The sequence below is a fragment of the Sporanaerobacter sp. genome, from assembly GCF_047830725.1.
Taxonomy (GTDB): Bacteria; Bacillota; Clostridia; order Tissierellales; family Sporanaerobacteraceae; genus Sporanaerobacter.
Map to the genome: position 1 here is coordinate 1,013,336 of NZ_CP181252.1, position 13,093 is coordinate 1,026,428.

The window sequence follows — 13,093 nt, forward strand, 5'->3', positions numbered from 1 at the left end:
GATTTCAGTATGAATTTATACAGAGCTCATGTTCTAGTCTGTGGAGGAACTGGTTGTCACTCTTCGAATTCAGATAAGATAAAAGAAAAAATGGAAGATAGAATAAAAGAAAAAGGACTAGAAAACGAAGTAAAAGTTGTTATGACAGGTTGTTTTGGGTTATGTGAATCTGGACCCAATGTGGTAGTTTATCCAGAAGGTGTTTTTTATAGTCATGTCAAGCTTAGTGATGTAGACGAAATAGTAGATGAACATTTGTTAAAGGGTAGAGTTGTAAAGAGATTGTTGTTTAAAGAAGCTGTTGAAGAAAATGTTATAAAATCTGTAAATGAAGTTGATTTTTACAAAAAACAAACTAGAGTTGCATTAAGAAACTGTGGAATTATTGATCCAGAAAATATTGAGGAATATATTGCTTATGATGGATATCAAGCTTTAGCTAGAGCTTTAACTGAAATGACTAGGGATGAAGTAATTCAATTGGTTAAGGATTCAGGACTTAGAGGAAGAGGGGGAGCTGGATTTCCAACAGGACTTAAGTGGGATTTCACAAAGAAAGCTAGTGGGGATAAAAAATATGTAGTATGTAATGCTGATGAAGGTGACCCTGGAGCATTTATGGATAGAAGCATTCTTGAAGGTGATCCTCATTCAGTATTGGAGGCTATGACTATTGCAGGATATGCTGTTGGTTCGGATCAGGGATATATTTATATAAGAGCTGAATATCCTATAGCTGTTAAGAGACTTCAAATAGCTATAAATCAAGCAAGAGAATATGGACTTCTTGGGGAAAATATTTTGAATTCTGGATTTAACTTTGATATAGAATTGCGACTTGGAGCAGGAGCATTTGTATGTGGAGAAGAAACTGCTCTTATAGAATCTATAGAAGGTAAAAGAGGTATGCCAAGAAATAAACCACCATTTCCAGCTAATGAAGGACTTTGGGGGAAACCAACTTTGATTAACAATGTAGAGACTTATGCAAATATTCCTGTTATTTTTCAAAGAGGAGTAGATTGGTTTAGAAGTATTGGTACGGAAAAATCTCCAGGAACTAAAGTATTTGCATTGGGAGGGAAAATAGAAAATACTGGATTGGTAGAAATCCCCATGGGAACTACTTTGAGAGATATAATATATGGAATAGGTGGAGGAATACCAAAGGGAAAAGATTTCAAGGCGGTTCAGACTGGAGGACCTTCAGGAGGATGTATTCCTAAAGAGTATTTAGATACACCTGTTGATTATGAATCATTAACTAAACTTGGGTCTATAATGGGTTCTGGTGGAATGATAGTTATGGATGAAGATAATTGCATGGTAGATATAGCTAGATTTTTCTTGGATTTCACTGTGGATGAATCTTGTGGAAAGTGTACAGCTTGTAGAATTGGGACAAGAAGAATGCTAGAAATACTTGAAAAAATTACTTCAGGAAAAGGAGAACCTGGAGATATTGAAAAGCTTGAGGAATTGGCAAACAATATAAAGGATTCTGCTCTTTGTGGTTTGGGGCAGACTGCACCAAATCCAGTTGTGTCTACATTGAAATATTTTAGAGATGAATATGAAGCTCATGTATATGAAAAGAGATGTCCTTCAGGTCACTGTAGAAGATTGGTTACTTTTGTTATTAGAGAGGATCTATGTAAAGGCTGTGGATTATGTAAGAGAAATTGCCCAAATGATGCTATAACAGGGGAAGTTAGAGAAGCTCATGTGATTGATCCAGAAAAATGTATCAAATGTGGAACATGTATAGAAAAATGTCCATTTGGAGCTATAGAAAAAAGATAAGAGTGGAGGTGGGAAAAGTGAAGATGGTTAATGTAAATATAGATGGGAAAGATCTACAAGTGCCAGAGAATTATACAGTTCTTAAAGCTTGTAGAGAAGCAGGTATAAATATACCTACACTATGTTTTTTGGAAGGAATAAATGAAGTAGGAGCCTGTAGGCTTTGTTTGGTTGAAGTAGAAGGGCAAAGAACTCTAAAAGCTTCATGTGTTTTGCCTGTAGGCGAAGGTATGGTTATTAAAACTAATACAAAGAAAATAAGAGATGCAAGAAGGATAAATTTAGAATTGATTTTATCAAATCACAATAGGGAATGTACTACTTGTGATAGAAATCATAAATGCGAACTTCAACGCCTTGCTGAAGAACTTGGGATAAGGGATATCAGATTTGAAGGGGCAAAAACTATAAGACCTGTTGATACTTCATCTCCTTCTATAGTAAGAGATCCTACAAAGTGTATACTTTGTGGTAGATGCGTAAGTGTTTGCGAAAAAGTTCAAGGAGTAAGTGTCATAGGTTTTAGAGATAGAGGGTTTGATACTACAGTAGGTCCTGTATTTGATAAAGGATTAGCAGAAGTAGCTTGTATAAATTGTGGTCAATGTGTAGTTAATTGCCCTGTAGGAGCATTGAAGGAAAAGGAAAATATAGATTTAGTATGGGAAGCATTGGATGATCCCACAAAGCATGTAGTAGTTCAAACAGCACCAGCAGTTAGAGCTGCATTAGGGGAAGAATTTGATTTTCCAATAGGGACTAGAGTGACAGGGAAAATGGCCGCTGCTTTAAGACGTCTTGGATTTGACAAGGTATTTGACACAGATTTTGCTGCAGACTTGACTATAATGGAAGAAGGATATGAACTTCTTAATAGACTTGAAAACAATGGGAAACTTCCCATGATTACTTCCTGTTCACCAGGTTGGATTAAATACTGTGAACACTATCATCCTGAATTTTTGGACAATCTATCTACTTGTAAATCTCCTCATGAAATGCTAGGTGCTATAATAAAAACTTATTATGCTGAAAAGAATGGAATAGATCCAAAAGATATATTTGTAGTTTCAATAATGCCATGTACTGCCAAAAAATTTGAAGCTAAAAGAGAGGAATTGAGTGCTTCTGGATATCAAGATGTAGATGTAGTGCTTACAACTAGAGAATTGGGAAAGATGATTAAACAAGCAGGAATAGATTTTGTGAGACTTCCAGATGAAGATTTTGATGAAGTATTAGGAGAATCTACTGGAGCCAGTGTCATATTTGGAGTTACAGGTGGAGTCATGGAAGCAGCCCTAAGAACTGTGGCGGAAGTAGTTACAGGAAAGGAACTTGAAAAAATAGAATTTGAGGAAGTTAGAGGACTAGAAGGAATAAAAGAAGCAGAAATACCTTTAGGTGATATAAAAGTGAAATTGGCAGTAGCAAATAGTACTGGTTGTGCTAATGCTTTGCTTGAAAAGGTGAAAAAAGGGGAAGCAGAATATCATTTCATTGAGATAATGGGTTGCCCTGGTGGATGTGTAAATGGGGGGGGCCAACCTTTTGTCAGTGATTTAGTGAGAACTAATGAAAACTATATTTTAAAGAGAGCAAATGCATTATATGAAGAAGATGAAGCAAAAGTCATAAGGAAATCTCATGAAAATCCTATGATACAAAAAATTTATGAAGAGTATTTTGGAGAACCAAATAGTCACAAAGCGCATGAAATTCTTCATACTCATTATGTGAAAAGACCTAAATATGTTGATTAAAAATAAGCCTCATTTTGGGGCTTATTTTTGACAAAAATTTAATTTGCTTTTGAATATAAAATTTGATAAAAGTATAGGTATTATATAAATATTTCAGCAAATGCCAAAAAATACAAAACAATGGGGGAGTTAAAATGTTTTTTGAAAAGATCATAGGAATAACTAACAAAATTTTATGGGATTATCTATTGATTTTCTTATTAGTTGGAGTAGGAGTATACTATACTTTTAAACTCAAATTTGTTCAAGTAAGAAAACTACATCCTGCTATGAAGCAAGTATTTGGTGGAATTTTTAAAAAAGGTGAAAAAGCAGATAATGATGGCATGACTTCTTTTCAGGCTTTAGCTACAGCTATAGCCGCTCAAGTTGGAACAGGAAATTTGGCTGGTGTAGCTACAGCCATAATATCAGGTGGTCCAGGAGCTATATTTTGGATGTGGGTAAGTGCTTTTTTTGGGATGGCAACAATTTTTGCAGAGGCTGTATTAGCTCAAATTTACAAAGAAAAAGTTGATGGTGAAATAACAGGAGGTCCTGCTTACTATATAAGCAAAGGACTAAAAAATAGGGGACTAGCAGTATTTTTCTCTATAGCAATTATAATTGCTTTAGGATTTGTGGGGAATATGGTTCAATCAAATTCCATAGCTGCAGCTATGAACAATGCTTTTGATGTTTCGAAAGTTGTTGTTGGTATAATAATTGCTTTTCTAACATTTTTGATATTTACTGGTGGAATGTCCAGAATAGCTTCATTTACTGAAAAGGTAGTACCATTTATGGCTTTATTGTATATAGTTGGAAGTATAATAATTGTTTTAATGAATTATAAAAATATTGGACCAGCTTTTGGAATGATATTTAAAGGAGCTTTTAGCCCTAAAGCAGTTGCGGGAGGAGTCTTTGGTGTTTCAATGAAGCAAGCTGTAAGATTTGGTGTTTCGAGAGGACTATTTTCAAATGAAGCTGGAATGGGTTCCACACCTCATGCTCATGCAGTAGCAAAGGTAAATCATCCAGCAGAACAAGGTCTTGTTGCAATAGTTGGAGTTGTCATTGACACTTTGGTTATTTGTACTTTGACTGCGTTGGTTATACTTACAACAGGAGTTTATATTTCTGGAGCTACAGGTCCAGAACTTACGCAAATGGCTTTCACAGCAGCATTTGGGAAATATGGGAATCCATTTATAGCTATAAGTTTATTTTTCTTTGCTTTTTCTACTATTATTGGTTGGTATTTTTTTGGAGAGGCAAATGTAAAGTTTTTATTTGGAGAAAGTGGAATTAAATATTATAGATTTCTGGTTATTATATTTTTAGTATTAGGTTCAACATTAGAAGTACAACTTGTATGGGATATGGCAGATACATTTAATGGACTTATGGTTATTCCAAATGTCATTGCCTTATTTGCTTTAGGTTCAAAAGTAAAAGATTCTTTATCTAATTATGAAAAAATTAAAAATTAGAAATTTAAAAAATAACAAATCTCCAGTTTACTGGAGATTTGTTATTTTTTGTCCAATATATTTTTTGAATTAATGAAAATACTAAAAATAAGTATATAAGGAAGGAGAGAAAAAATGACTTTTGAAAGCATTATAAAAACAATTAATGACTATTTATGGGGATATATACTTATTTTTTTACTTGTTGGAACAGGAATATATTTTTCTATAAAGTTAAGATTTCCTCAAATAAGGCAAATGAAGAGAGCAATGAAACAAGTATTTGGTGGAATTTTTAAAAAAAGTGAAAAAGCAGATAAAGATGGTATGACGTCTTTTCAGGCTCTAGCCACAGCTATAGCTGCCCAAGTTGGGACAGGAAACTTGGCAGGTGTAGCTACAGCCATAGCTTCAGGAGGGCCAGGAGCCATATTTTGGATGTGGATAAGTGCTTTTTTTGGTATGTCAACAATTTTTGCTGAGGCTGTGCTGGCTCAAATTTATAAGGAAAAAATTGATGGTGAAATAACAGGAGGGCCAGCTTATTATATAAGTAAAGGAGCAAAGAGTAAAGGATTGGCGGTGTTTTTCTCTATAGCAATCATAATTGCTCTAGGATTTGTAGGGAATATGGTTCAGTCAAATTCCATAGCTGCAGCTGCTAATAGAGCTTTTGGAATAAATAAAATATGGATAGGAATATTTACAGCAATTGTAGCTGGAATGATTTTAATTGGAGGGATAACTAGAATAGCTTCTTTTACTGAATTGGTAGTACCATTTATGGCAGTATTATATATTGTAGGTAGTTTAATAATAATAATAATAAATTATAGACAAATAATACCCGCATTTAGATCAATTTTTGTAGGAGCTTTTAGTCCCCAAGCAATTGCAGGAGGGGTTTTGGGCGTGACAATAAAAGAGGCTATTAGGTATGGAGTTTCGAGAGGACTATTTTCAAATGAAGCTGGAATGGGTTCCACACCTCATGCTCATGCAGTAGCAAAGGTGAATCATCCTGGAGAACAAGGTCTTGTTGCTATGGTAGGTGTTTTTATAGATACTGTAGTCATTTGTACAATGACGGCTCTTGTAATAATAACTACGGGAGTTTATACTTCTGGAGCTACAGGGCCAGAACTTACTCAAATGGCTTTCACAGCAGGGTTTGGGAAATATGGGAATCCATTTATAGCTATAAGTTTATTTTTCTTTGCTTTTTCTACTATTATTGGTTGGTATTTTTTTGGAGAAGCAAATATAAGATTTTTATTTGGAAAAGGCGGAATAAAATATTATAGAATAATAGTGCTTTTGTTTGTGGTATTTGGTTCCATTTTGGAAGTGGAACTTGTTTGGAGTATTGCTGATATGTTTAATGGATTAATGATTATTCCAAACCTTATTGCATTATTTATTTTAAGTTCAAAAGTTTCAGAATCCCTTAAAGATTTTGAATCCAAGATATGATATAATAATATAACAATACTTTCTATGTAAAAGGGGGATTTCTATGCTTACGCCAAAAGAAATAGCACTAAAAACTATTGAATCAGGAGTCAAAAAAGCGAAGTTATCAATTTTTGAAAAAATTTTATTGAGTATATTTGCAGGAGTGTTTATAGGTTTTGGTGCTTATGGTAGTTTAACTGTTATGCAAACTTTTGGCAATTTAGATTTGGGGTTGATGAAATTTTTGGGTGCTGTAGTTTTTCCAGTAGGCCTTATGCTTGTAATAATTGCTGGTGGTGAATTGTTTACAGGAAACAATCTTATGACAATGGCATTATTAGATAAGAAAATTACGTTTAAAGAGATGCTCTCAAATTGGATAATAGTTTATATAGGTAATTTTATAGGTTCTTTCTTTTTAGCGTTTTTAATTTCTAAAACAGGGCTTGTAAATGAAAACATAAGTAAATTAGCTACATCTACAGCTGTAGGGAAAGTCAATTTGTCAATTAGTCAAGCATTAATAAGGGGATTTCTCTGCAATATATTAGTTGTATTAGCTGTATGGATGTCAACAGGAGCTAAAGATATTGCATCAAAAATACTTGCCATATGGTTTCCTATAATGCTCTTTGTACTTATGGGATATGAACATAGTGTAGCAAATATGTTTTATATTCCTTTGGGGAAATTTTTAGGAGCAAATATTTCGTGGCCCAAAATGTGGACAGGAAATTTAATTCCTGTGACATTAGGGAATATTTTAGGTGGAGGAATTTTTATACCTTTTGTATACTATATAGTCTATGTTTATTTAGACAAGTAGACAATAATTTTCCAATATGCTATAATTTTTTAAGCAATATTTATAGGAGGTGTTTTTATGTTAATTGAAAAAAATGTAAAGGATTTTGTAAGCCAAGTTGCAAGCAATGAACCCGCTCCAGGAGGCGGCAGTGTTTCTGCATTGGTTGGTAGCCTAGGTGCCGCTTTGACTAGTATGGTTGGAAATTTAACTGTTGGTAGAAAAGCTTATGAAAAATTAGATGGAGATAAAAAAAATAGATTAAATGAAAATTTAGTTAAAGTTCAAGCTTCTATTGAGAGACTTAACAATTATGTTGATGAAGATACCTTATCTTTCAATAAAGTCATGGTTGCATTTAAGATGCCAAAGGAAACAGAAGAAGAAAAAAATGCAAGAAAAGAAGCCATTGAAAATGCTACTAAGGAAGCCTTAGAAGTACCTTTAGGGTGTGCAAAAGAGTGTTTGGAAGTATTAAAACTTCAGAAAACCTTTGCATTGTATGGAAATCAAAATGCAATAACTGATGTAGGCGTAGGAGCGTTACTTGCTTATGCAGGATTAGAGGGAGCGTTGCTCAATGTAAAAATAAATCTTGGTGGATTGAAAGATGAAAAATATGTAGATAATATACAAAATGAAATAGATAGGATATTGGGAGAAGGGAAAGAGTTAAAAGAAGAATTATTGAAAATTGTCTATGAGAAATTAGGCTAAAAAGGGTATTTATAAGGAGTATATATAGGAAAAATGGCTTACTTGATTTAATTAGCATATAAAAAAATCAGAAATACGAAGGGGGAGTACAATGACAACTAATTCACCAGTCGGTGGTGGGTTTTTTGAAAAAACATTTAAACTCAAAGAAAACAACACTGATATTAAAACTGAGGTACTAGCTGGTATTACTACATTTATGACTATGGCTTATATTTTAGTAGTAAACCCAATTACATTAGCTGATGCAGGTATGGATAAGGGAGGAGTATTTACTGCCACAGCAGTTTCAGCAATTATAGCAACTTTAGTTATGGCTTTTTATGCAAATTATCCATTTGCACTAGCACCAGGTATGGGATTAAATGCTTTTTTTACTTATTCAGTAGTATTGGGAATGGGACACTCTTGGCAATTTGCACTAACAGCAGTTTTTATTGAAGGTATAATTTTCATAATCTTGTCACTCTTTAAAGTAAGAGAAGCTATATTTGATGCTATACCAACCAATCTTAAAAATGCAGTTTCTGTAGGAATTGGATTGTTTATCGCATTTATAGGACTTTCTTCAGCGGGAATAGTAGAGCAAGGTGGAGCAATCCTTACATTGGGGAATATACACAGCAATGAAGCTTTATTAGCACTTATAGGCCTTGTAATAATGGGAATATTACTTGCAAAACAAGTTAAGGGAGCACTTCTAATAGGTATTATTGTTACAACAATTATAGGCATTCCCATGGGAGTTACTCATCCAAGTGGGGTATTTTCTCTTCCTCCATCACTTAAACCTGTGGCATTTAAATTTGTTTGGGATGAGATATTTACAAGGGATATGTTTGTCGTAATGTTTACTTTCCTATTTGTTGACGTATTTGATACTATTGGGACTTTGGTTGGAGTGTCTTCAAAGGCTAATATGTTAGATAAAGACGGAAAACTTCCAAGAGTTAGTCAGGCACTTATGGCTGATGCTATAGGAACTGTTGCAGGTGCTTGTTTAGGTACTAGTACTGTGACAACTTATGTGGAAAGTGCTTCAGGAGTAGCAGAAGGTGGAAGAACAGGGCTTACAGCTTTTACAACAGCTTGTCTTTTTGCATTGTCATTATTGTTTTCACCAATATTTATAATGGTTCCATCAGCAGCTACAGCTCCAGCGTTGATATTGGTAGGATTGTTTATGATGAGCCCAATAAAAAATATAAATCTTGATGATTTTACAGAAGCAATTCCAGCATTTTTAACTATCATAATGATGCCTTTAGCATATAGCATTGCTGAAGGAATAGTTTTTGGAATGGTTTCTTATGTAGTACTTAAAGTATTTACTGGTAAATGGAAAGATGTATCTCCAGTTATGTATATATTAGCTATATTATTTGTATTAAAGACTTTTATTTAAAACAGATTATATTTTACCGCCTTCCATATGGAAGGCGTTATTTGTAAAAACTTTTCTTAGAAAGCAAATTAGGAGGCTATAGAATGGAGAAGGAAGAGTTAAAAAGGATAATAAATATATCCAATGGAACTGAAAAGGCAGAACTAGTTTTAAAAAATTGTTCCATAGTGAATGTATTTACAAATGAAATAATTAAAGCAGATGTTGCTGTAGACAATGGCAAAATTGTTGGTATTGGCGAATATGATGGAATAGAAGAAATAGATTTGAAATATACATATCTATGCCCAGGATTTATAGATGGGCATGTTCACATTGAATCTTCCATGGTCAGTCCAGGTGAATTTGCTAAGGCTATTGTGCCAAGGGGAACAACTACAATCATAGCAGATCCCCATGAGATTGCTAATGTAAAGGGAATAGATGGAATAAAATATATTTTAAATGATAGCAACAATTTACCTCTAGATGTATATATAATGTTGCCTAGCTGTGTTCCATCTACTCCTTTTGAAAATTCTGGAGCTCATCTTTCCTATAAAGAATTAAGTAAAATGATAGATGAAAAAAAAGTTCTAGGATTAGGAGAGATGATGAATTATCCAGGAGTCATAAATGGTGATGAAGAAGTAATAAATAAAATACTCATAGCAGGGAATAAAAAAATAGATGGGCATGGGCCAATGATTAGCGGCAAAGAGTTAAATGCTTATGTAGTAGCAGGAGTATCTACAGAACACGAATGTTCTACTTTAAAGGAAATAAAGGATAGACTTAGACTTGGTATGTATGTACTCATAAGAGAAGGGTCAGCAGCTAGAAATTTAAGCGAACTGATAAAAGCAGTAAATAAGGACAATTTGAGAAGATGTTTGTTTTGTACTGATGACAAGCATCCAGAAGATATTTTAAAAGATGGACATATAGATTACAATATTAAACTTGCAATTAAAAATGGGATAGATCCAATAGATGCTATAAAGATGGCTACATTAAATGGAGCAGAATGTTATGGCTTAAGAGATAGAGGAGCTATAGCGCCAGGATATATAGCGGATTTGGTAGTAGTTGATAATTTGAAGGATTTTAATATACTAAAAGTGTTTAAAAATGGCAATATAGTAGGAGAAGATAAAAAACCACTATTTAAAGTTATACCATCAAGTACAGACAAAGTTGCAAATTCAGTCAATATGAAAGCTATTTCCTTAAAAGAACTTGATATAGAGCTAAAATCAAATAAGGTAAATGTCATAAAGCTTAATTCTCATAGTTTATTTACTGAAAAAAGAGAAAGAATAGTTCAAGTTAAAGATGGGAAATTTCAATATAGTGATGAAGATATTTTAAAAGTTGCTGTCATAGAAAGACACAAGGCTACTGGAAATATTGGCTTAGGTTTAGTTGAAAATTTTGGACTGAAAGAAGGTGCTATTGCATCTACTATAGCTCATGATTCACACAATATAATAGTTATAGGCGATAATGATTTTGATATGCTCATGGCTATAAAGGAAATTGAGAGAATAGGTGGTGGAATAACTATGGTTTCTAATGGCAAGGTACTTAAAAGTCTTCCACTCTCCATTGCTGGACTCATGTCAGAAGAAACCCTTGAGGTGGTAAACAATTCATTAAAAGAGATGCTAAATATTGCTTATGATAAACTTAAAGTTAATAGAGAAATAGATCCATTTATGACATTAGCTTTTATTGCACTTCCAGTTATACCAGAGATAAAAGTTACAGATTTAGGGCTGTTTTATGTAAATGAATTTAAATTCATAGATATTTCTATATAAATTTATAAGATGCAGAAGAATGCAATGCTATCAAAATAATTATGAAAGATACAATTTAAAAAAATTTCTAAGAAAACAGTTGAAATTTATTTCTAACTGTTTTTTCTGTTTTTGTTTTTAAAAATTAAAGTTCCAATAGCATATAATATGGTATAATAAAAATAATTAGTCATCTTGGGGGTGAAGATATGATTTATTTTGATAATGCTGCTACTTCTTTTCCTAAACCAGAAAGAGTATATGAAAGTGTTTTTAACGTTATGAGAAATTATGGTGCAAACCCAGGAAGATCAGGTCATAAATTGGCTTTAAAAGCTGGTAGAGGAATATATGAGACTAGAGAAGTTATATCGAATTTGTTTAATATAAAAAACCCAATGAATATAATATTTACCTACAATTGTACTGATAGCTTAAATTTAGGGATAAAAGGATTACTAAATTCAGGAGATCACGTGATTACAACTTCGATGGAACACAATTCTGTACTTCGACCACTAAAAGCCATGGAAAAAGATGGGATCGAAATTACTATTATAAATGGTGACTCAAAAGGTAGGATAAATCCTTTAGAAATAGAAAATTCGATTAAGGAAAATACTAAAATGATAATTACAACTCATGTTTCTAATCTTACAGGAACTATTATGCCTATAAGAGAAATTGGGGAAATAGCTAAAAAACATGGAATTATATATATGGTAGACGGTGCTCAATCGGCTGGAGTATATGATATTGATGTTGAGGAAATGAACATTGATTTGTTAGCTTTTCCAGGGCATAAAGGACTGTTGGGGCCACAAGGTACAGGCGGACTTTATATAAGAGAGGGAATTGAGCTTAGAGAGTTAAAAGAAGGCGGTACTGGAAGTAGTTCTGATTCATTGTATCAGCCAGAGATATTGCCAGATAAATATGAAAGTGGGACTCCAAATGCTCCTGGAATCATAGGTTTGGGAGAAGGTGTTAAGTATATTTTAGACAGAGGGATTGCAAATATCAGAAAACACGAAGAAGAATTGACACGGCATTTTATAGAAGAACTTTTAAAAATAGATGGCGTTAAAGTTTATGGTCCTTTAGATATAAAAGAACAGGAAGCTGTGGTTTCTATAAATATAAGGGATGAGGATTCATCTGAAATAAGTTATATATTGGATGAAAAATATGACATTTGTGTAAGGTCAGGACTCCATTGTGCTCCATTGGCTCATAAAACCATAGGAACATTTGAGCAAGGTGTAGTACGCTTTAGTTTTGGAATATTCAATACTCATGAAGAAATAGAACAAGGTATAAGAGCTATTAAATGTATTTCAGAAGATATCTAAAAGGAAGGGAAGTATATGCAAGAAATAAAAGAAATCATAATGAATTATAATATAGAAATAATCATAGGAATGGCCGTTGCTTTTTTTGTTCTTTTGATACTGTATATTATTGAACAATTTAGAATGAATCACATTACAGAAAAATACAATGCATTGGTAAAAGATGTGGAAGGAGTAAATTTAGAACAACTTATTTTAGAAACACTTAAACAAGTTGATGAAATAAAATTAGATTGTGATAAATTAGAAAAACAATATTTAGAATTAGATAATAGACTTAAATTTTCAATTCAAAGAGTAGGAGTTGTAAGATACAATGCTTTTGCAGACTTAGGAAGTGAACTTAGTTATTCAATTGCCCTCCTTGATGATGAGTTGAATGGTCTAGTTTTGACTAGTATTTATGGAAGAGAAAATTCTACATCTTATGCTAAACCAATTGTCAAAGGGAAATCTAAATATGCTCTTTCTGTAGAAGAAATGCAAGCTATAGATAGGGCAATTAGAAGAGAATAAATTTCTATGCATAAAAAAATCTCCTAGAGTAGACAATATTAT

The 13,093-nt window shown here is 33.0% G+C and carries 10 protein-coding genes; all 10 read left to right on the forward strand.

The genetic code is table 11. From position 1 onward, the window contains the following. The first annotated feature begins 9 nt into the window (after nucleotides 1-9). The 10 genes from nuoF (at nucleotide 10) to ACFWUA_RS05035 (ending at nucleotide 13,051) form a co-directional block, all read left to right on the forward strand. Nucleotides 10-1,803 carry an NADH-quinone oxidoreductase subunit NuoF gene (gene nuoF / locus ACFWUA_RS04990; protein ID WP_416199051.1) on the forward strand — a complete coding sequence of 598 codons (1,794 nt, stop codon included), beginning with the start codon at nucleotides 10-12 and terminating at the stop codon, nucleotides 1,801-1,803. Between the two features lie 23 nt (nucleotides 1,804-1,826). Further along, nucleotides 1,827-3,566, forward strand: a complete 1,740-nt coding sequence (locus ACFWUA_RS04995) for an NADH-dependent [FeFe] hydrogenase, group A6 (protein ID WP_416199175.1) — start codon at nucleotides 1,827-1,829, stop codon at nucleotides 3,564-3,566. Between the two features lie 134 nt (nucleotides 3,567-3,700). Further along, nucleotides 3,701-5,041 carry an alanine/glycine:cation symporter family protein gene (locus ACFWUA_RS05000; protein WP_416199052.1) on the forward strand — a complete coding sequence of 447 codons (1,341 nt, stop codon included), beginning with the start codon at nucleotides 3,701-3,703 and terminating at the stop codon, nucleotides 5,039-5,041. A gap of 114 nt (nucleotides 5,042-5,155) precedes the next feature. Beyond that, on the forward strand, nucleotides 5,156-6,493 hold the full coding sequence (locus ACFWUA_RS05005) for an alanine/glycine:cation symporter family protein (RefSeq protein WP_416199053.1): 1,338 nt from the start codon (nucleotides 5,156-5,158) through the stop codon (nucleotides 6,491-6,493). 43 nt (nucleotides 6,494-6,536) lie between these two features. Further along, nucleotides 6,537-7,301, forward strand: a complete 765-nt coding sequence (locus tag ACFWUA_RS05010) for a formate/nitrite transporter family protein (protein WP_416199054.1) — start codon at nucleotides 6,537-6,539, stop codon at nucleotides 7,299-7,301. A 57-nt stretch (nucleotides 7,302-7,358) separates the two neighbouring features. Further along, on the forward strand, nucleotides 7,359-7,997 hold the full coding sequence (locus tag ACFWUA_RS05015) for a cyclodeaminase/cyclohydrolase family protein (protein ID WP_416199055.1): 639 nt from the start codon (nucleotides 7,359-7,361) through the stop codon (nucleotides 7,995-7,997). 91 nt (nucleotides 7,998-8,088) lie between these two features. Continuing rightward, the gene (locus tag ACFWUA_RS05020; RefSeq protein WP_416199056.1) at nucleotides 8,089-9,402 is read left to right on the forward strand and encodes an NCS2 family permease; all 1,314 of its coding nucleotides are present in this window, start codon (nucleotides 8,089-8,091) and stop codon (nucleotides 9,400-9,402) included. A gap of 83 nt (nucleotides 9,403-9,485) precedes the next feature. Continuing rightward, nucleotides 9,486-11,204: an adenine deaminase gene (gene ade, locus ACFWUA_RS05025; protein ID WP_416199057.1), complete on the forward strand. Its 1,719-nt coding sequence runs from the start codon at nucleotides 9,486-9,488 to the stop codon at nucleotides 11,202-11,204. Between the two features lie 188 nt (nucleotides 11,205-11,392). Further along, entirely contained in the window at nucleotides 11,393-12,535 is a 1,143-nt protein-coding gene (locus tag ACFWUA_RS05030; protein WP_416199058.1) for an aminotransferase class V-fold PLP-dependent enzyme, read from the forward strand. Nucleotides 12,536-12,550: 15 nt separating this feature from the next. Further along, complete coding sequence (locus ACFWUA_RS05035; protein ID WP_416199059.1) at nucleotides 12,551-13,051, forward strand: DUF4446 family protein; 501 nt, start codon at nucleotides 12,551-12,553, stop codon at nucleotides 13,049-13,051. The last annotated feature ends 42 nt before the right edge of the window (nucleotides 13,052-13,093 follow it).